The 19,906-nt window shown below is 44.9% G+C and carries 20 protein-coding genes; 12 read left to right on the forward strand and 8 right to left on the reverse strand.

Annotation, left to right across the window (positions count from 1 at the left end):
* The 4 genes from A3729_RS01450 to hemL form a co-directional block, all read left to right on the forward strand.
* On the forward strand, positions 1 to 940 hold a 940-nt coding region (locus A3729_RS01450), incomplete at its 5' end, for a chloride channel protein (protein WP_197475474.1).
* On the forward strand, positions 937 to 1,365 hold the full coding sequence (hemJ, locus tag A3729_RS01455; RefSeq protein WP_304438909.1) for a protoporphyrinogen oxidase HemJ: 429 nt from the start codon (positions 937 to 939) through the stop codon (positions 1,363 to 1,365). The genes A3729_RS01450 and hemJ, both read left to right, overlap by 4 nt.
* 1 nt (position 1,366) lies before the next feature.
* On the forward strand, positions 1,367 to 2,008 hold the full coding sequence (thiE, locus tag A3729_RS01460; protein WP_068510028.1) for a thiamine phosphate synthase: 642 nt from the start codon (positions 1,367 to 1,369) through the stop codon (positions 2,006 to 2,008).
* Positions 2,009 to 2,027: 19 nt separating this feature from the next.
* Complete coding sequence (hemL, locus tag A3729_RS01465) at positions 2,028 to 3,311, forward strand: glutamate-1-semialdehyde 2,1-aminomutase (protein WP_068510026.1); 1,284 nt, start codon at positions 2,028 to 2,030, stop codon at positions 3,309 to 3,311.
* Here hemL and hemW read toward each other — a convergent pair.
* The 8 genes from hemW to A3729_RS01505 all read right to left on the reverse strand — a co-directional run bounded on the left by hemW (position 3,308) and on the right by A3729_RS01505 (position 10,636).
* A complete protein-coding gene (gene hemW, locus A3729_RS01470) occupies positions 3,308 to 4,486 on the reverse strand; it encodes a radical SAM family heme chaperone HemW (protein ID WP_068510024.1) in 1,179 nt (392 codons plus the stop codon). The two genes, hemL and hemW, sit on opposite strands and share 4 nt — an antisense overlap.
* Positions 4,487 to 4,494: 8 nt before the next feature.
* Positions 4,495 to 5,100 (reverse strand): RdgB/HAM1 family non-canonical purine NTP pyrophosphatase, encoded by a 606-nt coding sequence (gene rdgB, locus A3729_RS01475; RefSeq protein ID WP_068510022.1) that lies wholly within the window; start codon positions 5,098 to 5,100, stop codon positions 4,495 to 4,497.
* 14 nt (positions 5,101 to 5,114) lie between these two features.
* Positions 5,115 to 5,585: a DUF4426 domain-containing protein gene (locus A3729_RS01480; protein ID WP_068510021.1), complete on the reverse strand. Its 471-nt coding sequence runs from the start codon at positions 5,583 to 5,585 to the stop codon at positions 5,115 to 5,117.
* A gap of 32 nt (positions 5,586 to 5,617) precedes the next feature.
* Complete coding sequence (gene metW, locus A3729_RS01485; RefSeq protein WP_068510019.1) at positions 5,618 to 6,211, reverse strand: methionine biosynthesis protein MetW; 594 nt, start codon at positions 6,209 to 6,211, stop codon at positions 5,618 to 5,620.
* Complete coding sequence (locus A3729_RS01490) at positions 6,211 to 7,386, reverse strand: homoserine O-acetyltransferase (protein ID WP_068510016.1); 1,176 nt, start codon at positions 7,384 to 7,386, stop codon at positions 6,211 to 6,213. Before A3729_RS01490 ends, metW begins: the two co-directional genes overlap by 1 nt.
* 58 nt (positions 7,387 to 7,444) lie before the next feature.
* Positions 7,445 to 9,397: a dynamin family protein gene (locus A3729_RS01495; RefSeq protein ID WP_068510015.1), complete on the reverse strand. Its 1,953-nt coding sequence runs from the start codon at positions 9,395 to 9,397 to the stop codon at positions 7,445 to 7,447.
* A gap of 158 nt (positions 9,398 to 9,555) precedes the next feature.
* Positions 9,556 to 10,107 carry a YggT family protein gene (locus tag A3729_RS01500; RefSeq protein ID WP_068510013.1) on the reverse strand — a complete coding sequence of 184 codons (552 nt, stop codon included), beginning with the start codon at positions 10,105 to 10,107 and terminating at the stop codon, positions 9,556 to 9,558.
* A gap of 157 nt (positions 10,108 to 10,264) precedes the next feature.
* Positions 10,265 to 10,636 (reverse strand): response regulator, encoded by a 372-nt coding sequence (locus A3729_RS01505; RefSeq protein WP_068510011.1) that lies wholly within the window; start codon positions 10,634 to 10,636, stop codon positions 10,265 to 10,267.
* 307 nt (positions 10,637 to 10,943) lie between these two features.
* Here A3729_RS01505 and dksA point away from each other — a divergent pair, with 307 nt between their 5' ends.
* The 8 genes from dksA to pgi all read left to right on the forward strand — a co-directional run bounded on the left by dksA (position 10,944) and on the right by pgi (position 19,904).
* Complete coding sequence (dksA, locus tag A3729_RS01510) at positions 10,944 to 11,381, forward strand: RNA polymerase-binding protein DksA (RefSeq protein WP_068510075.1); 438 nt, start codon at positions 10,944 to 10,946, stop codon at positions 11,379 to 11,381.
* Positions 11,382 to 11,429: 48 nt separating this feature from the next.
* A complete protein-coding gene (gluQRS, locus tag A3729_RS01515) occupies positions 11,430 to 12,287 on the forward strand; it encodes a tRNA glutamyl-Q(34) synthetase GluQRS (RefSeq protein WP_068506845.1) in 858 nt (285 codons plus the stop codon).
* Between the two features lie 93 nt (positions 12,288 to 12,380).
* Positions 12,381 to 13,802: a sigma-54 dependent transcriptional regulator gene (locus A3729_RS01520; protein WP_068553491.1), complete on the forward strand. Its 1,422-nt coding sequence runs from the start codon at positions 12,381 to 12,383 to the stop codon at positions 13,800 to 13,802.
* A 794-nt stretch (positions 13,803 to 14,596) separates the two neighbouring features.
* Positions 14,597 to 15,898 (forward strand): polynucleotide adenylyltransferase PcnB, encoded by a 1,302-nt coding sequence (gene pcnB, locus A3729_RS01525; protein ID WP_082865097.1) that lies wholly within the window; start codon positions 14,597 to 14,599, stop codon positions 15,896 to 15,898.
* 52 nt (positions 15,899 to 15,950) lie between these two features.
* Complete coding sequence (gene folK / locus A3729_RS01530; protein ID WP_068510005.1) at positions 15,951 to 16,454, forward strand: 2-amino-4-hydroxy-6-hydroxymethyldihydropteridine diphosphokinase; 504 nt, start codon at positions 15,951 to 15,953, stop codon at positions 16,452 to 16,454.
* 98 nt (positions 16,455 to 16,552) lie between these two features.
* On the forward strand, positions 16,553 to 17,347 hold the full coding sequence (gene panB / locus A3729_RS01535; protein WP_197469979.1) for a 3-methyl-2-oxobutanoate hydroxymethyltransferase: 795 nt from the start codon (positions 16,553 to 16,555) through the stop codon (positions 17,345 to 17,347).
* 13 nt (positions 17,348 to 17,360) lie between these two features.
* The gene (gene panC, locus A3729_RS01540) at positions 17,361 to 18,209 is read left to right on the forward strand and encodes a pantoate--beta-alanine ligase (RefSeq protein WP_068553021.1); all 849 of its coding nucleotides are present in this window, start codon (positions 17,361 to 17,363) and stop codon (positions 18,207 to 18,209) included.
* Positions 18,210 to 18,230: 21 nt separating this feature from the next.
* Entirely contained in the window at positions 18,231 to 19,904 is a 1,674-nt protein-coding gene (gene pgi / locus A3729_RS01545) for a glucose-6-phosphate isomerase (protein ID WP_068553022.1), read from the forward strand.
* The last annotated feature ends 2 nt before the right edge of the window (positions 19,905 to 19,906 follow it).

Here is a 19,906-nt window from a genome sequence, read left to right on the forward strand (position 1 = left end):
CTTAACCGCCGTTGCGGCAGCATTTGTGCCCGAGATAATGGGGGTAGGCTATGACACTGTAAACCAAACGCTTTTGGGCGAGTTTGGTTTGCTTCTACTGTGCTGCATCGCCGTGGTAAAAATTGTGGTAACGGGCATTAGCATTGGCTTGGGGATGCCAAGTGGACTTGTGGGCCCAATTCTCTTTATTGGTGCAACCGTTGGCGGCGTATTTGGCCTAATCGCTGAATGGATTATGCCTGAAACCGCCTCCTCAGCTGGCTTCTACGCTATGTTGGGTATGGGTGCGATGATGGGTTCCGCGCTACAAGCTCCCTTGGCCGCACTATTAGCCTTATTAGAACTTACGCAAAACCCCAATATAATCATGCCGGGAATGTTGATCATTGTTGTATCCAGTATGGTTGCAAGTGAAGTGTTCAAGCAGCAGTCTATTTTCCTGAGTATATTGAAGGAACAAGGTCTCGATTATCACAATAGCCCGGTTATTCAGGCACTTCGCCGCGTCAGTGTTGGCGCCATTATGACCCGACAATTTAGTCCGACGAAACGGCATATAGTTTACGAGGAAGCCAAGGAAATTTTGCGCCAGGAGCCTAAATGGATACTAATCAATAACAGCGATGGTAAACCAGTTTCGCTTCTTCCCACGGTCGATCTTGCGCACTACCTGGAGGAAAACGAACAGGAGCTGGTCGAGGGTGAGGAGCACCCGATTAAGGAGCGCATCCTGATCGACCTGTTTGAAATCCCGGCACAGCGAAAAGATATTGCCTCTCTCTACTTTCAAGCCACGCTTCAGGAAACCCTTGACCGCTTTACAGAAACTAAAACTGAAGCCTTATATGTCGAGAGAACCAGTGCTCCTACCGTTTCGCGTGTCCTGGGTATCGTCACTCGCGCTGAAGTCGAAAATTATTATCAATACAAAAGGAAATAAACATGCTTTGGGTAAAAAGCTTTCACATTGTTGCTGTTGTATGCTGGTTTGCCGCCTTATTTTACTTGCCCCGCTTATTTGTCTACCACGCTCAGTCAACAGACCAAACCAGCTTAGAGCGTTTCAAAGTTATGGAACGAAAGCTATACCGCGGCATTGGAACCCCTTCGATGATTGCAACGATTGTGCTGGGGCTTTGGCTAATTTCCTATAATGTAGAAGGTTACTTCCACGGTGGCTGGTTACACGCCAAATTAACACTGGTCGCGATTCTTGTTGGCTATCACTTCTATTGCGGCAAGATTCTCAAGCAGTTTGCTAGCGACAATAATACCCGAAGCCACGTATTTTATCGTTGGTTTAATGAGTTCCCGGTATTACTGCTTATTAGCATCGTTATTCTTGTTGTTGTGAAGCCCTTTTAACATGCCGGTCTCGACACTCCCGCAAGGCATATACGGCATTACTGATCCTTCTTTGCTTCCTGGCGAGTCTCTGTTTACCGGGGTAGAAAGTGCGCTTAAAGGTGGCTGCCGTGTTATCCAATATCGGGATAAGCAATCAAAGCCAGATCAGGCGCTTGCCAAGGCACTCCGACTCAAAGCCTTGTGCCATAAGTACCAGGCAGCACTAATCATTAATGACAGCCTGGCCCTGGCCCTCGACAGCGATGCAGATGGGCTGCATCTTGGAAAATCTGACGGCCACTTAAGCGAAGCACGGCAAGCACTCGGCGACAAAAAGATCATTGGCGTTACCTGCCATAGTGACCTGCAATATGCTCAGGACTGTATTAACCAAGGCGCATCATACTGTGCTTTTGGTCGTTTTTTTGAATCACAAACTAAGCCAGAAGCGCCTCCATGTAGCCTGGAAACATTCAAGCAAGCACTGCAATTGAGTATTCCCGTACTAGCCATTGGGGGTATTAGCATAGACAATATTGCTCGCTTCAGAGATACTCCTCCTCATAATATTGCGGTCATTAATAGTCTCTTTGGCCAGGCAGATATCTACCAAGCTGCGCTGGCGCTAAGCGCCGCATTTAAACAAATTCAAACTTATTAATTTAGAAACAGGTTCCAATATGTCTCGATCCGAAGATCTTTTCAACGATGCCCAAAGTGTGATCCCAGGCGGCGTAAACTCCCCGGTGCGCGCATTTAAAGGTGTTGAAGGTACTCCCATTTTCTTTGAACGCGGTGAAGGCGCCTATTTAGTAGATGCCGACGACAAGCGCTATATCGACTATGTCGCGTCATGGGGACCAATGATCTTGGGCCATGCCAACCCGGATGTAATCTCTGCCGTGAAAGCGCAACTAGACCACGGCTTGGGCTACGGTGCGCCAACTGAAATCGAAACCATCATGGCGAAAAAGGTTTGCGAACTTGTCCCTTCTATTGAAATGGTTCGTATGGTGAGTTCGGGAACCGAAGCAACCATGAGCGCTATTCGCTTGGCGCGTGGTTTTACCGGACGCGATAAAATCGTTAAGTTCGAAGGCTGTTATCACGGGCATGCTGACTCGCTACTCGTTAAAGCAGGCTCTGGCGCGCTAACGCTTGGCGTGCCTAATTCACCTGGAGTACCTGCGAGTGTCGCCGAGCATACAATCACCCTTACCTATAATGATGCAGACCAAGTTAAAGCACTGTTTGATGAAATGGGTGACCAGGTTGCTGCGATTATTGTCGAACCCGTTGCCGGGAATATGAACTGCATTCCTCCAGTACCTGGCTTTTTAGAAAGCTTACGAGAAGTCTGTGACAAACATGAAAGTGTCTTGATCTTTGATGAAGTCATGACTGGCTTCAGAACCGCTTTAGGCGGAGCCCAGTCTGTATACAATGTGAAGCCTGACCTAACTACTTTAGGAAAAGTAATTGGCGGTGGTTTACCGGTCGGCGCTTTCGGTGGCCGTACAGATATTATGCAAGCGATAGCGCCTACAGGCCCAGTCTACCAAGCCGGTACTTTATCGGGTAATCCGCTCGCCATGGCAGCCGGTCTAGCTATGCTGAATGCGATATCCGAGCCAGGTTTCTATGAAGCGCTAAGTCTGCAAACCACGAAACTGGTAGACGGCTTAAAAGCAGCTGCTAAAGAAGCCGGTGTGCCAATGACCTTTAACCAGGTGGGTGCAATGTTTGGTTTCTTCTTTACCGAAGCAGAGCAAGTTTCTCGCTTTGATCAAGTCATGGAATGTGACTTGCCTCGTTTCAAGGCTTTCTATCATGCGATGTTAGAAGAAGGTGTTTATCTTGCGCCGTCTGCGTTTGAAGCTGGCTTTGTTTCAAGCGCGCACAGCGATAAGGAAATTGAAGCAACAGTTGAAGCAGCACGAAAAGTGCTCAAGTCTCTTGCTTAGTTTTCTGTAAAACCTTCTAAAATAGTATTCAGAAATAACAGGCCTTTGTCCGTCGTACATAGGCCTTCTTCCTTCATCAAGCCCCTTGTCTTGAGTTCCGTTAACATAGGCTCTAAGACGCTGAGTTCCAGGCCCGTACGCTGAGATAGTAGTGAAGCTGGCACACCTTTCGTCAGACGTAGAACATTCATCATAAACTCGAAAGCTAAATCTTCTTGTGGAATAGCTTGTTCGCCCACTCTAATACTAGGCCCTGAACTGACATCAGAGCGCCTACTAGCAATTGCTTTTAAGTAATCGTTTGGGGTTCGAGTCTTACGGTAGCGATACATTCCCCTAAGCTGCTGAGCATCATCTAGCAAAGTGATTTTAGAGTGTGCACCGGCACCAATGCCAAGATAGTCACCAAACTGCCAGTAATTAAGATTGTGCTTAGCTTGAAAATCTGGTTTCGAGAATGCCGAGACTTCGTACTGCTGAAAACCCTTCTCGCCTAACAATTGCAGGCCATTATTTTGAATATCCCACATCAGTTCATCTTCAGGTAGAGCAGGCGGGTAGCGATAGAACTCGGTATTTTGTTCGATCGTCAATTGATACCAGGATAAGTGATTCGGCCCAAGCGATAATGCACTTTGGATATCATCCATGGCATCATCCAATGTTTGCCCGGGCAAACCATGCATCAAATCAATATTACAGTTAGTAATACCTCCCTCGTGTGCTTGTTCAATGGCCTTCATTGCTTCACTAGCAGAGTGAATGCGCCCAAGCTTTTCCAAATAGCGGTCTTTAAAACTCTGAACACCTAAAGATAGGCGGTTAATACCTGCTTGAGCATAAGCTTGAAATCGCTTCGCTTCAGTCGTACCTGGATTAGCCTCGAGTGTGATTTCGATATGCTCGGCAAAAGGCAATCGCTTATCTATGGCAGGTAGTAAGCGCTGATAAAACTCACCTGACATTAAACTCGGTGTACCGCCACCAAAAAAGATCGATTCAATTTTACGGCCCTGTGCAAATTCCCTATCAAAGTCCAAATCTTCAAGAAGCTTATTTAGATAGGCCTGTTCTGGAATTTCAGCACTGACATGGGAGTTGAAGTCGCAGTAAGGGCATTTGCGTACACACCAGGGAATGTGTACATAGAGACTTAGTGGAGGCAGTGTATTCAAGGCTCAGCCTAAGCCATTGACGCTTTGATTAGCTCAATTTTGTCGAGCAAAGCCTGGGTTGCCTGGCCACGGTGGCTAATTTTGTTTTTCTCTTCTTTCGTCAATTCTGCTGCGGTACATTGTTGATCAGATACCCAAAATACCGGGTCATAGCCAAAACCTTCACTGCCACTCTGAGTTTCAGTAATTCTACCAGGCCAACGGCCATGGCAAATTAAAGGTGTTGGATCTTCAGCATGCGACATATAAACCAGAACACAATGGAATTGCGCTGTTCTTTCTGCCTCGGGAACCCCCCCTAACTTTTTCAAAACCAGGTCGATGTTATCCTGGTCACTAGCTCCCTCACCTGCAAAACGAGCTGAATAAATACCGGGCTGTCCCTGTAAGGCGTCAATCGCGATACCCGAATCATCCGCCAAAGCGGGTAGGCCTGTCATTTTGGCTGCGCAACGCGCTTTAATAATGGCATTCTCAACAAAGCTGAGCCCCGTTTCTTCAGGCGGCTCAAAGTTATAATCTGATTGCGGGCTGACCTCAATATCATGATCAGCCAGCAGTAATTTAAACTCTCGAAGTTTTCCCTGGTTACCCGTAGCTAATACAATTTTCATCTCTGCCTGACCTGCTAATCGTTATAGAAGTTTTGCGTAAACCTCAGTTTTAGTGGCTGTGTTCCACCTTGCGGGTAAACCGTTACGTCAAAGGTCAACAAATCACCCTCGCGATATTGAAGCTGAGCCAGGTAGTAAATAGCATCGCCTTCTATAACTTGCTGGAAAGATAAAAACTGCGACTGGCGAATCTCATTGATCATCTCTGCCTGCACGGAACCACCCACTGCTTTTCGCTTTCCCTCCTTATCGACCTTAATAATACTGATATTAACCAAGCCTAAAGAACGACTTCTAACTAGTTGATACTGCCTTGCAACCTCTTCATCGAGGAAGGTCGAGGCAAAGGCAATATAGTGTACTTCATAATCGCTGCCATCAGGCCCTGGAAATACCTCTTTCTTCTCTGCATTCGCTGCAACAGAAAGAAAAGTCGTGAGCAAAAAAATTAAACTTGTTAAGGTTCGTATCATCGCTGAATTCATACGCTTGAGCCTATTGGATCAGAAAAAGTGAATTATTTACTAATGCGGTATACCGCAAATTCGGCAAATAGATTTGGCCACATGCGCGCAAAACTACTCTGTTCAAACTCTGCATCCACCACTTCGCGGTTCAGGATCTTGATACCTTTTTGAACACAAAGCGCTTCAAAGTCCTTAAAGGTGCAGAGGTGGATGTTCGGTGTGTTATACCAGGTATGCGGCAAAGTTTTCGACATCGGCATTTTGCCATTCCACAAAAGGTAATGGCGGCAACGCCAATAGCCAAAATTTGGAAAGGTAACAATTCCCTGATTTCCGAGACGCATCATTTCATCAAGCATCACATCCGGACGCCGGACTGCCTGTAGAGCTTGCGTCATAATCACCGTATCAAACTGCTGATCGGCAAATTGAGACAGGCCTCTTTTGTCCAGATCATGCTCTATAACATTAACTCCCTTCTCAATGCATCGGGTTATCTGCTCTGACGCAATCTCTAGCCCATATCCAAGGACCTTCTTTTCCTGCTGTAAGTGCGCCAGTAAAGTGCCATCACCACAACCTAAATCGAGCACACGGCTGCTTTCTTTCACCCAGGGTTCTATCAGTCTCAGGTCGGCACGCATTATTTTATCTCCTCAGCAATACGCTTCATATAAGCTGAGAAGATAGCCATATAGCGCTCCGTTGGAATTAAAAACGCATCATGTCCATATTCTGAGTCTACCTCTGCATAACAGACACGTTTACCTGCTTTAGTCATAGCTTCAACCAAACGCTCTGAACGCTCGGGAGAAAAGCGCCAGTCTGTACTAAAGGAAACAACAAAATAGCCACACTGGGCTTTGCCTAGTGCTTTCTCAAGAGAACCTTCTGTTTTTTCAGCCGGGTCAAAGTAATCCAAAGCCCGTGTCATTAATAAATAAGTATTGGCATCAAAGGTTTTTGAGAAGCGCTCACCTTGATAGTTTAGGTAGCTCTCGACTTCAAACTCAACATCATAGCCAAAGTTGAAGGCTTCTTCCTTTAGATCCCTACCAAACTTTTCACCCATTGAGGCGTCAGACAGATAGGTCACATGACCAATCATACGAGCGAGCATCAAGCCTTTCGACGGTATGGTATCTTGGCTGTAATAGTGACCTTGATGAAAATCGGGGTCAGAGGTAATCGCTTTACGAGAGATTTCATTAAAAGCAATATTTTGAGCAGTCAGCTTAGGTGTTGAGGCAATAACCACCGCATGTTTCAAACGCTCGGGATAATTGAGCGACCACGCCAAAGCCTGCATACCGCCTAGACTCCCACCGACCACCGCAGCCCAAACGTCAATGTCTAAACGGTCAGCCAAGCGAGCTTGACTTTCGACCCAATCGTCAACAGTAATAATAGGAAAGTCTGGGCCATAGAGCTCACCGGTTTCAGGGTTGATAGTGTTTGGCCCGGTACTACCACTGCAGCCACCCAGGTTATTCAGGCTCACCACAAAAAAGCGATTGGTATCTATTGGCTTATCTGGGCCTATACACGAGTCCCACCAGCCAGGCTTCTTATCAGATTCCGAATGAAAACCCGCGGCATGATGATCGCCGCTCAAGGCATGGCAGATCAATATTGCGTTAGTTCTGTTTTCGTTCAGCTCGCCGTAAGTTTCATAGACAAGCTCATATTGTTGCAGCGTCTTGCCACTGATCAGATTTAGCGCTTGGTCAAAATGTGCAACTTTCGGCTCAACGATACCTACAGAGTGCATCGCTTGCGCGTTAGAAGTGTTTGGTGAGGAACTGGCAGTTTCAGGCATGCGTTGGATTAGGGCTCTTTATGATGCGTATCAAGAAAAGCGGAGTGTAAACGGCCCTCTAGCGAATGGCAATATCCTGAATACTAATCACATTGCTTGGCGGCGGTGTACTCAGGCTCTGATGTATTTGCTCAACTTCGCTAATTTGCTGATGCGTTCTATCGATCAGTTCTTTCAATTTAGCCTGCTGAACCTTTTTGTCCTTACTCGAACTCGCTAAATTCCTTAAGTGGCTCACACGCTCTTCGAGCATGGTTTTTTGCTCATGAGTATATTGAATAAGCGGTAATAAAGCCTCTTCTGGCCACTGCTTGGCTTGTTTAATAATTTGCAGCTGGATCAGACGCATCTCTGCAGCAAAGGTATTAAAAAAGTGATTTATCAGCACCGATTGTTCCGTCATAAACATTTTAGGTCGTCGACAGAACTTCACCAACTTTGCTTTCAAAGCCTCTAGCGCTTTGCGCTGCTCACCAATTGTAAACTTTCTTGGTTTAAGGTACTTGGCATGAACGTCCGACTTGAAGCGCTTATAAATTGCATGAACCATTTTGTCGGCAATTTTTGCTTCACTCTCGACATTATCGAGTTCTTTATCCATCTTATCGAAAAATTTATTCATCGAGTGAACCAAGCCAACGGTGCTCCAACAATCTTGCATATCACGCTTGGTATGTTTGAGCACTTCTTTCAAGCGCTCTTCACTAACCAATTGCTGCAATACTTCTCCTTGCGACTCCATCAAACGTCGACTAGAGCGTAAAGTGATCAGTTTGCGGTGATAGATATCGTGCTCGGTGTGCGTTTCTTTGGCTAGATTCTGCAACATTTCGGGGCTTAGTACTTCTCTTTCTAGCCCTTCGTGACGCTCGTATAAGTTAGCCAAACGGTCATTCAAAACTGATTGCGAGCCATGCAGCATCTTTTGCAAATCTCGCAGAAGATCTTTGTAAATCGTTGACTCACGCTCGGCAATAATTCGCTTGGAAATTAGCTTCTCCAATTTAGGAAAAGCACTTTTTTGCAATAATGAATGGTCTTTTCTGATTTTAGCAATCAAACCCTGTTTTGCAGATAAAGGCAAAACATCTTCTGCATCCATATTCAGCTGCTTGGCTGTTAGGTGCCGAATTTGCTCAATCGAAGCACTAATATGCGGTTCACCCTGCAGGTCATCCCAGAGCACATCTATTTTATTCAGCACAGCAAAACGACCTGCACGGTGTTCAGACTCATGCACATCGATATACTGCTTCCAGATTGCCATGTCACTGGCTGTAACGCCCGTGTCAGCACTCAGCATAAAGATAACAGCCTGGGCATTAGGAATCATGCTAATGGTGAGTTCGGGCTCTGAGCCTAAGGCGTTTAAACCTGGCGTATCCAGGATACATAAACCTTTGCGTAAGATCGGGCTATCAAGGCTCAATAAAGCATGGCGCCACGCCGGTATTAAGACCTTATCTGAATTCTTGGCGCGTTCCAGCGAGCCTTCATCAAAGCCTAGTTCACGCGCCTGGGCAAAAGAAACCACTCGTGTTTCAGCGATTTGCCTGAGTGTTTCAGCCATCGACTCTTGATTACGAGGATCAATGGGAAAATAACGCCACTCATGGTCGCTCTTTTTTAATTCGCTAATGGTCTGGTTTTGTGATCGGGAGTCGATCGGTAATAGCTTGAGGTAGTTTTTTTTCTGGTGTTGATCGTAGAAAATTTCAGTCGGGCACATGGTCGTACGACCCGCCTGGGACGGTAACATTCTCTGGCCAAAGCTTGAGAATACCAAGGCGTTGATCAGTTCTGTTTTACCTCGGGAATATTCCCCAACCAGGGCTACCGTTAGTAACTCATCGTGTAAAAGCCCTAAACCACGCTGTAAGCGAGCATCGAGTTCGTTACTATACAAGCCAGCATCGACCAACCACTGTTTGTAGCGCTCAACGGAGCTACTCAGCTGCCGCTTCCAATCATGGAAGGCATCAACCTGTTGTGATAAGTCGTTTATAGACATGCAAAGTCACCACTTAACGTGCTTAAAAGCAATCATTCCAGGCGAGCCATTAAAAGCTTCCGCCTATTCCTTCACGATCATAGACCCTTATAGGTAATTTATCTGTGCGGGTATTGGCATTCCCTACACAAAGCTTAGCCCTTAAGACTATCTAAGCGTCAGATCATTCGCATTAAATGGCTCACGACCGTTTCGAGCACCTGAAGCGTAAGAAATGCAAATATTGGTGATAAATCCAAGCCGCCCATAGCTGGCAAGATCTTACGAAAGGGCTTCATCAAGGGCTCGGTAATCTGATTAATCAAGAGTAAGGCTGGGTGCCCGCTGCCGGGTGCAATCCAACTTGCAACGATCATGATAATTAGAGACCAAAAATAGATTTTTATTAAAAAGCTCGCAACCAATATGGCCGATAACAAAACAATATTAATCGGATTCGATATCGCATACCCCAACACCGCAACCTTGATACCAACAGCAACTGTCTGTACTAATATTGCTAGCACCAATGAAGCCAGATCGATGCCCGCTATACCTGGTATTAATCGTCTTAAAGTGATAAGCAAAGGGTTCGTCGCTTTAACAACAAACTGGGAAATGGGGTTATAGAAATCTGCTCGGGAGAGTTGCAAGATAAATCGCATCAAAACAATCATCACGTACAGTGATGACACGGTATCGATCACCAAATTAAAAATTTCTGCAAACATTCTATCCGTCCAAGAATAATAAATCGAAACCCGACAGGGCAGACAAGCTCTAAGGCTATAAAAACCAGGCCCGGTAAGTTTAAGCTATAAGTCGCCTCTAAGGCCAGCCGCTAAGCTACCGGATAATAAGTCCTTTTTAGCAAATTGCTAGTCCGAACTAGGCACCGCCCAAACATTTCTTAAGATAATCGATTATTTTATCCTCAGTAATCGGCTTTGGAATGAAGCTAAGGCCCTGCTCTGCAGCTTGCTCCTGGACTCGCTCCTGAAAATTCGCTGTTAATAAAGCGATTTTCGCGCTTGGGCACGCTTCTTGAAGTTCCGGCGATATCGTCAGGCCATCAACTCCCGGCATATTCATATCTAAAGTAATAAAATCAAACTGACCACTCTGACATAGCTTCAGTGCCTTTCGGGCATCTTCAGCTTCAGTCACACTCCAATCTGGATAGTGCGCACTGATAATAGCTTTCAGCATCAGGCGCGATATGCGACTATCATCAACGAGCATAATACTTTTTTGGGACATTCGTTCATCCTGCAAAATTTGAATTTGCTTTTCAGCTTTGTCTCGTCTTAGAGATCAAAACCTTCGCTTAGAACTTCAGTATAGCTCGAATCACTCACTTGTCTTTTATTTCCTGCTTCAGCTGCCGATCATGATCTTTTTATACAAAGAATATGTTGCCAATTCTACATTCGTATAAGAAAAATTGGCTTAATTTGATTGTTTCTGCTAATTTTTGTGGGCTTAGCTTTTTAATATGCTAAATGGAATCTCGTTGTCCCGGCTTGCCAACGAGAAGCAATCAGTAAGTAACAATGAGAAGAATGTTATGCCGGAAAACCAACAAAAATCCCAAGAAATGACGAATTTCACCCCTTACGTCGAAAAAGACGGTGAGGAGTACATGAACGATGAACAGGGCGAGCACTTTCGCCAAATCCTTTTAGCTTGGAAGCTTGAGCTAATGGAAGAAGTAGATCGTACTGTGCATTATATGAAAGAAGACGCTTCTAACTATGCAGATCCAAGTGACCGAGCGACACAAGAAGAGGAGTTCAGTCTTGAGCTTCGAACACGTGATCGTGAGCGTAAGCTAATCAAGAAGATCGATAAAACCTTAGACCGCATCGAAGATGATGACTATGGCTTTTGCGATTCTTGCGGTGTAGAGATCGGTATTCGTCGGCTTGAAGCACGACCTACTGCAACCCTATGCATCGACTGTAAAACGCTCGCTGAAATTAAAGAGCGCCAAACAGGAATTTAATCCTGATAGATTGGGTGGGAGCTACTCCTACCCAATATCCTTAGATCTATGAGCTCATATCGCGGTCGCTTTGCTCCGTCCCCTACCGGCCCTTTACACTTTGGTTCACTCTTCGCTGCCTTGGTTTCCTATTTAGAGGCAAGGAGAAATTCGGGTACCTGGCTTGTAAGAATTGAAGATATTGACCCCTTACGTGAAGCACCCGGCGCTAGCCAGCAAATTATCGAGACACTTGAAGCCCACCATTTATTCTCGGATGAACCAATAGTTTTTCAATCAGCACATAGTGCTGAATACGAAAGCTTGTTAACAAAACTGGACTTAAGAAAAGCAATTTTCTATTGCCCCTGTAGTCGAAAATACTTGGCTACAAACGGTGGTCGACACAATGAAGCTTGCCTACGCCAGTCTGTCGATAAGCAAAACTGTGCTCAGAAGTTTAGGAATACCGAAGAACTATATTATTGGCATGACGGCATGCAAGGTGAACACTCGTATAAACTAGATGATGATTTTGTTCTTAAGCGTAAAGAAAGCTTTTATGCTTATCAACTAGCTGTGGTTAATGATGATCACCGACAGAATATTACACATGTCGTAAGAGGCTACGACCTACTCTTCTCTACTCCCATGCAATTGGCACTCTATCAAGCGCTTGACTATAAGCCTCCCGAATTCTCTCATTTCCCGGTACTATCTGCTAAAGGTCAGAAGCTGAGTAAACAAAACCACGCGAAGGCCGTCTCTTCTCTCCAAGCCAAAGAGAATTTGAGCTGTATCTTTAGGCTGTTGGGGATTGAGATATCATCAAAATGCTTATCTATCCCTCAAATGCTAGAAACTGCCATTGAACACTGGAACCCTAAAGTTCTCTCACGAGTTAAAGAGCTTCCATCTCCATATTGAGTTTTCGCGTGCCAGCTTTGGTATGAAGTCAAAATAAGTTATGATTCTTCGTCCACACAATAAAGCAACTAAACCTAATTTAAGCAGGGCTACATGCGCCGAATATTAATCATTGAAGATGACATTGATCACCGCGCGGGTTTACAAAATTTTCTAGAAGATGCTTTACACCAGGTTGATGTCGCATCATCAGTCAACGAGGCCGCTGAAACTTATGCGCTACCCTCTTTTGATTTAATCATTTCGGATATCCACCTGCCCAACCAGCCCGGGACAGATATTATAAAATTAGCTCAGGGCGTACCTGTTTTGGTCACTACGGGGCAAGCCAGTTTACGCTCCGCTGTCGACGCTATGAAACTTGGTGCGGCTGATTACCTCGCCAAACCCTTTGACCATAAAGACCTGATTGACATCGTCAACAGCATACTGAAGCAAACTCCCTCTCCCATTCTAGCGAGCGCGACCAGCAATGAAGATGACGATGCAGATAAGCAGATCGGTCAACTAATTTTCGGCCAATGCCAAGCCATGAAGAAAGTGTTCCACTTAATGAAAAAAGTGGCACCTACTGAAGCAACCGTATTAATTCAAGGCGAAACAGGCAGTGGTAAAGAGCTGGCCGCGCGAGCTATCCATAAATTAAGCAATCGTCGTAATCACGAATATATTTGTATCAACTGTGCCGCAATCCCTGAATCGCTAATTGAGTCCGAACTATTCGGTCACGAAAAAGGCGCATTTACCGGGGCAGTAAGCGCTCGAAACGGTCTAATCGAAGCCGCTGATGGCGGCACCTTATTTCTGGACGAAATAGGTGAACTACCACTTGAAGCCCAAGCTCGCTTATTACGCGTTCTGCAAGAAGGGGAAATCAGGCGTGTTGGCTCAACCCAGTCTCGACAAGTTAATGTTCGGCTTATTGCCGCAACTCACCGAAACCTCAAGGCACTTTCTCGTACTGGCCAATTTCGAGAAGATTTGTTCTATCGTCTAAATGTTGTCCAGCTCAAGCTCCCCCCATTAAGAGAGCGAGGCGATGATATTCTTGGTCTTGCAAATACTTTGCTTGCCAAAGCAAGTGACAAGCTTGGCCAAGCAAATATCAAGTTCAGTCCGGATGCAATGAAAGCCGTTCAGGAATATCACTGGCCTGGAAATGTCCGTGAACTTGAAAATGCTATTGAGCGTGGAACCATTCTTTGCGATAACAAGATGATTACCGCTGAATTATTAGATATTGAGTCGGAAGTTGATGATATCAATATTCCAAAGGGATTGATTACACCACAAGTTAATTCCCCTTACAGCGCAGCTTCCCAACTCCCATCTGCCGAAAAGTCTTCAGCCTCCTCTAGCAAAAGCTTATCAATCGAAGACTATTTCCAACAATTTGTTCTCGAAAACCAAGACCATATGAATGAAACAGAACTGGCCAAGCGCCTGGGCATCAGCCGTAAGAATCTATGGGAACGTAGACAGCGACTAGGAATACCTCGCAAAAAGAGCAACTAGAAGTGAGACCTGCCTCACATTTTGTTGCATAAGGAAACACTTACTGTAATTAAGAAAATCACTTTCCTCCAAAAATGTTACCAGGCGTTACCTATCGAAACATATTTACCTGATTTTTTGTCACATTTTAGTATTTTGACCACTCTCTTTAAGCATAAATCGTATAAGAAAATCATAAGTTACTGTTTATTAAGTATTTATTAAGTGCTGGTACAGCTAATGCTACTCTTACTAGCATAAAAATAAAAATAACCAATATTAGTTATACAAATAAAAATAAAAATAGTAGTTAGCTTCTATTGTAGAAACCGCAGCGATAAAAATAATAAATGCGGGGTAAACTGAATATTTTGAATGCCTAGCTTTTTAGCGGCCGAAAAAATGAATTGAGTTATTGTTTCTGACTAATAAGAACACATAAAGTGGCACTAGTCCTAAACCGGATAACTTTATTTTAGCTACCGCTCTGAGTATTCAAATTGCTCTGTTTACATGCAAAGGTGTGAGCTTTTGCCCTAAAGCACAGACATGGATTCACAACAACAAAAAATTTAGAGTCTGCTCTTTTAAGCATGAAAAGGTCAATCACGGAGAGCGTTTGATCTTTTCATGCAAAGTCATTCCCCCTCTCTTTTCTTATTATTACTTGTGTTGCTACTTTTTCTGGTACAGTTTTCTCTTTAGATAAACTCTTGGCCTTGGTCTATGGTAAAGTATGGCTTCATAAAACGTAAGGCTGATAGAGCCCCTCAAGGTCTTAGTACTTCGTAACCCACAACAATGATTGTTTAAACATGTCCAGACTGTCTCCTTCCATTATACCTCGCGACCAACATCCCGTTTCTCGTAGCCAAATTAGCCCATCGGCGTTAAAGGTTATGCATCGCTTACATAATAGCGGCTATGAGGCGTATCTGGTTGGTGGTGGTGTCAGGGATATTTTGCTCGGCCAAAATCCTAAAGATTTTGATATTGCGACCAATGCACACCCTGAGGAGGTACATGCTCTTTTTAAGAATTCACGTTTAATTGGTCGTCGCTTTAAGCTCGTCCATATCCTGTTTGGCCGCGAGATTATCGAGGTTGCTACCTTCCGTGGAAGCGTAAACCAACAGGACGAAAAACAATCAGAGCATGGCATGCTGCTTAGAGACAATGAATATGGCAGTATCGATGAAGATGCTGTGCGAAGAGACTTTACGATAAACGCTCTCTATTACAGCCCTAAAGACTTTTGTATTTACGACTATGTCGATAGCCTGGACGATATTAAGCAGGGTCTGATCAACATTATTGGCGACCCGGAAACACGCTATAGGGAAGATCCGGTTCGGATGATCAGAGCTTTGCGTTTCGCGGCTAAACTAGACTTTGATATCGAAGAAGAGACCAGCGGTGCCATACGAGAGCACGGTCAGCTATTGTCCAACGTTGCAGCAGCACGTTTGTTCGATGAGATTCTAAAACTGTTTCTCTCTGGCTATGGATTGAAAATTTTTCACCTCTTAGTCGACTATGGGCTATTTAAGCCCTTGTTCCCAGCTATTGCTCATACCTTGGAAAACAGTGATAAGAGTGCTATCTATAAGAAAATGCTCGAGGCAGGCTTAACAAATACTGATCAACGAATTCATCAAGAAAAACCCGTCACACCAGCATTTCTGTATGCAACTCTTCTATGGCCTGAAGTCGATAGACTGTGGTCACAACTTATTGAAGAAGGCGTTCCCGAATTTCCTGCATTACAACAAGCAGGGCAACTTACACTTCAAAGCCAACTACCTCATATATCTATACCCAAGCGCTTCACCTTAATGATGAAGGAAATATGGGAATACCAAATCAGACTCACTAAGACTCACGGCAAGCGGCCTTTCCACCTCGCTGAACAGCAACGATTCAGGGCTGCCTATGACTTTTTGTTGTTACGGGAGCAAGCTGGTGAACCTGTCGGCGAACTCGCTAAGTGGTGGACTGAATTCCAAATCAAGCACCCTTCTGCTGTTTATAACAAAGCTAATCATCGAAAAAAGCGTGAGACACCTGGTGCTGACCGCCGAAAGACCCGACAATCACGACGTCCAAAGCGATCATAATGCTGCAGGTATAAGTCAGCAGGAACTGTTCGGCGAGAAGAAAAAGCTAGTCATGAAACTAAATCAAGTACTCATCGGTATTGGTAGCAACCTGGAAAGTCCTCGTCTTCAAGTAATAAAGGCGATAGAAGCCCTATCCCGGCATCCTGAACTAAAGCTAATGTCATCATCATCACTATACAGTAGCTGCCCTCAAGGGCCTCAGGATCAAGATGACTTCGTCAATGCAGTCATCTGGCTTGAAACCGCTCTGGAACCACTCGCTTTGTTAAAGTGTACTCAAACACTTGAAGCCGAATTCGGGCGTATAAAGACTCGGCATTGGGGGGAGCGAATCATCGACCTGGATATTCTATTCTATAACGATGAAACGCTATCAAGCGACGACCCTGACTTACGCATTCCTCACCCTTATGCGCTGGAACGAGACTTTGTGCTGGTACCAGCAATCGAAATTGCGCCTGCTTGGACGCTTCCCGATACATCGACCCTAGAACAACATCTTTCTTCGTGCAGCGAGCATAATTTACTTCGTTTAGATGGCACTCCGACTTGAGTCTCGCGAAACAAGTAGCTAATCTACGCACAAGCTAAGCTCTGTCATAGATTATCAGTAGTCGGTTTTATACTACTGTGAAAACTAAGGATTATATGATGAAAACGACAACCCTGAGCCTTCGTAAACTAAAAGAGTCCAATGGAAAATTCTCCTGTGTCACAGCCTATGACGCAACCTTTGCTAAGTTAGCGTCGGATGCTGGTATCGACGTTTTATTAGTCGGCGACTCTCTAGGCATGGTGTTACAAGGTCAGGACTCGACATTGCCTGTTAGTATTGATGACATGGTCTATCACACTCAATGTGTTAGCAGAGGCGCTCAGTCTCCCTTAATTATGGCCGATATGCCTTTTAATACCCTGAATAGCCCTCACGATACCTTGAACTATGGTGGACAGTTGATGCAAGCAGGTGCCCATATTATCAAGCTAGAAGGCGGCGAGTGGCTTGCAGAGTATATTGAAGCCTTAAGTGATCGAGGCATTCCTGTTTGTGCACATTTGGGTTTAACGCCTCAGTCTGTCAATAAGTTAGGCGGCTATCGCGTTCAAGGCAAGGAAGCTGAAAAAGCTAACGCCATGATTAATACTGCGCGCGCCCTTGAAGAGGCCGGTGCCGATATGATCTTACTTGAGTGCGTACCCACCTCACTCGCTGAGCTCATTACCAAGAAAGTTAGTGTCCCTGTCATCGGAATTGGTGCGGGGAATGTTACCGATGGTCAGGTCTTGGTGATGCATGATCTCCTTGGAATTACTTCCGGACATAAGCCTAAGTTCGTAAAAAACTTCATGCAAGGCGCCGGTTCAGTGCAACAGGCCTTCGAGCACTACGACCAAGCGGTTAAGTCCGGCGAATTCCCTTCTGCCGATTATAGTTTTGCAGGCTAAACGAGACTCAAGCATGATCACCGTTAACAGTATTATTGCACTACGAAAAGTTATCAAAGAAGCTAGACAAGCCGGTAAAGTAATCGGCTTTGTACCCACTATGGGCAATCTTCATGAAGGCCATCTCAGTCTTATCGATCGTGCCCGCCAAGAAGCAGACTTAGTTGTCAGCAGTATCTTTGTAAATCCTATGCAGTTTGGTGAGAACGAGGATCTTGATGCCTACCCTAGAACACTTGAAGATGATAGTAAGCACTTACGTAGTAGATATTGTGATGTCTTGTTCGCACCACCTGTTAGCGAGATCTATCCAAACGGCTTAGCTGAAGAAACCAGAGTGGATGTGCCTGCTCTCGGAGATTATCACTGCGGCGCCAGTCGTTCCGGTCACTTCATTGGTGTCGCCACCGTCGTCACCAAGCTATTTAATATGGTGCAACCAGATATTGCAGTATTTGGTGAAAAAGACTTCCAACAATTAGCGATTATTCGCAAGATGGTTTCCGACCTTTGTATGCCTGTTTCTATCATTGGCGTCCCAACATCTCGGGAAGAGTCAGGTCTAGCCCGCAGCTCTCGCAATGGTTACCTTAGCCAGCAAGAAAAGCAAACTGCCGCTAAGATTTACCAGCTATTGCAACATTGTGCTGCGCAGCTTCAGGCTGGCGAACGGGATATCACTGCATTATGCGAGGACGCCAAATCACACTTGGTTAAAAATGGCTTTAAACCCGATTACTTCAATATAGCCAAGCCCACAACACTTGCTCCTTCACAAGAAACAGATACAGCTTTCGTAATTTTATTAGCCGCGTATTTGGGCTCAACCCGTTTAATTGATAATATAACGGTGAATCTTTAACCATCGATATTGAGTAACACTATGACATTGGATGTATTACCTAGTTACCAAGCATTAAAGGATCATGCCAAATTCATTACTAAGCTTCATGTAAAAGACCTATTTGAAGGTGATCCTAAGCGCTTTGATCGCTACTCCTTTCAGGCACCACATGTCTTTTATGATTATTCAAAAAACCGTGTCACCGAGGAAACGATTTCGCTCTTATCTCAGCTCACTGCTGAAGCAGGGCTTGAAGCAAAGGTTAAGGCCTTGTTTTGTGGCACAGGAGAGAATGGAGACTTACTGAACAACACAGAGGACAGAGGCGTCTTACATACGGCCTTACGACTTCCAAAGTCTAGCCTGACTCAAACTACTAGCTATTCGCCTAGCCAAGATATATTGGATGAAATCCTTGAATGTCGAATTCAAATTCAAGAATTCGTTGATAAAATACACCAACAGGAAGTTCTTGGTTACACCGGAAAACCCATTGATACTCTCGTTAGTATCGGCATTGGGGGCTCTTATCTAGGCCCCAAAACAGTTACCGAAGCACTATCACCCATCGCCAAAGAAGGCCTGAGTTGTCACTATATTGCTAACGTAGACAGTAGCGATAGCCACCAAGTGCTCTCTCAGATCGTACCTGAATCCACCATTTTCCTGATTCAGTCTAAGTCCTTCGGTACACAGGAAACACTTACAAATGCTCAAACTGTAAAGAACTTTCTACTAGAGCACGGAATGCTTCAAGAAGACCTTGGCATGCATCTCTATGCTGTGAGCAGTAATATCGAAGCTGCGATAGCCTTTGGAGTTAAGGAAGAAAATATCTTCCCTATGTGGGACTGGGTAGGAGGGCGCTATTCACTCTGGTCTGCAATTGGTCTTCCAATCGCATTTATGATTGGCAATGAGCACTTCGAAGCCTTGCTACAAGGCGCACACGAAATGGATGAGCATTTTATCTCAGCTCCCTTTGAGCAGAATATGCCAAGCCTGATGGCAATGCTAGGCATTTGGTACCACAGTTTCTTTGGCGCCGACTCACATGCCGTAATGCCTTATGATCAGTATCTGAGCTTTCTTCCTGATCACCTCCAGCAATTAGATATGGAGAGTAACGGCAAACACGTATCTACAAAAGGTAAAGCTCTTACTTACCATACAGGCCCTATAATATGGGGGGGTACTGGAACTAACGGCCAACATGCTTTCCACCAGTTATTGCATCAGGGCACTAAACTAATCCCATGTGACTTCATTGCTACGCTTGATACGCATCACCCATCAGGCTCTCATCATAAGATGTTATTGGCTAACTGCCTGAGCCAAACTCAAGCCTTGATGCAGGGGCGTAGTGAAAGGCAGGCTTTTCAAGAATTATTAAATAGGGGTTACGACGAACCCAAAGCCAAACTCATAGCCAAGCATATGGAGCACAAAGGTAATCAACCCAGTAATACCTTTCTTATTGAGAAAACGCTGCCAAAGAGCGTCGGTGCCCTAATTGCCGCCTACGAACATAAAGTTTTCGTTCAGGGTGTAATATGGGAGCTTAATTCTTTTGATCAGTGGGGAGTAGAGTTAGGTAAAAAGCTAGGTAACGAAGTACTCAAACAACTGGAAGACGCTGATTCCAACATTGCTGCAGATTCTTCTACTGCCGGTTTAATCGCTGAATACCACCGATTTCATGAAAACAAATAAGC

It is taken from the genome of Oleiphilus sp. HI0043, from assembly GCF_001634935.1.

Coding starts and splice junctions, on each gene's coding strand:
- A3729_RS01505 (WP_068510011.1), bottom strand. CDS start 10,636: ATGTCCCAAAAAAGTATTATGCTCGTTGATGATAGTCGCATATCGCGC.
- gluQRS (WP_068506845.1), top strand. CDS start 11,430: ATGAGCTCATATCGCGGTCGCTTTGCTCCGTCCCCTACCGGCCCTTTA.
- metW (WP_068510019.1), bottom strand. CDS start 6,211: ATGCGTGCCGACCTGAGACTGATAGAACCCTGGGTGAAAGAAAGCAGC.
- A3729_RS01520 (WP_068553491.1), top strand. CDS start 12,381: ATGCGCCGAATATTAATCATTGAAGATGACATTGATCACCGCGCGGGT.
- folK (WP_068510005.1), top strand. CDS start 15,951: ATGAAACTAAATCAAGTACTCATCGGTATTGGTAGCAACCTGGAAAGT.
- A3729_RS01490 (WP_068510016.1), bottom strand. CDS start 7,386: ATGCCTGAAACTGCCAGTTCCTCACCAAACACTTCTAACGCGCAAGCG.
- panB (WP_197469979.1), top strand. CDS start 16,553: ATGAAAACGACAACCCTGAGCCTTCGTAAACTAAAAGAGTCCAATGGA.
- hemL (WP_068510026.1), top strand. CDS start 2,028: ATGTCTCGATCCGAAGATCTTTTCAACGATGCCCAAAGTGTGATCCCA.
- A3729_RS01495 (WP_068510015.1), bottom strand. CDS start 9,397: ATGTCTATAAACGACTTATCACAACAGGTTGATGCCTTCCATGATTGG.
- thiE (WP_068510028.1), top strand. CDS start 1,367: ATGCCGGTCTCGACACTCCCGCAAGGCATATACGGCATTACTGATCCT.
- A3729_RS01480 (WP_068510021.1), bottom strand. CDS start 5,585: ATGAATTCAGCGATGATACGAACCTTAACAAGTTTAATTTTTTTGCTC.
- panC (WP_068553021.1), top strand. CDS start 17,361: ATGATCACCGTTAACAGTATTATTGCACTACGAAAAGTTATCAAAGAA.
- dksA (WP_068510075.1), top strand. CDS start 10,944: ATGCCGGAAAACCAACAAAAATCCCAAGAAATGACGAATTTCACCCCT.
- A3729_RS01500 (WP_068510013.1), bottom strand. CDS start 10,107: ATGTTTGCAGAAATTTTTAATTTGGTGATCGATACCGTGTCATCACTG.
- pcnB (WP_082865097.1), top strand. CDS start 14,597: ATGTCCAGACTGTCTCCTTCCATTATACCTCGCGACCAACATCCCGTT.
- pgi (WP_068553022.1), top strand. CDS start 18,231: ATGACATTGGATGTATTACCTAGTTACCAAGCATTAAAGGATCATGCC.
- rdgB (WP_068510022.1), bottom strand. CDS start 5,100: ATGAAAATTGTATTAGCTACGGGTAACCAGGGAAAACTTCGAGAGTTT.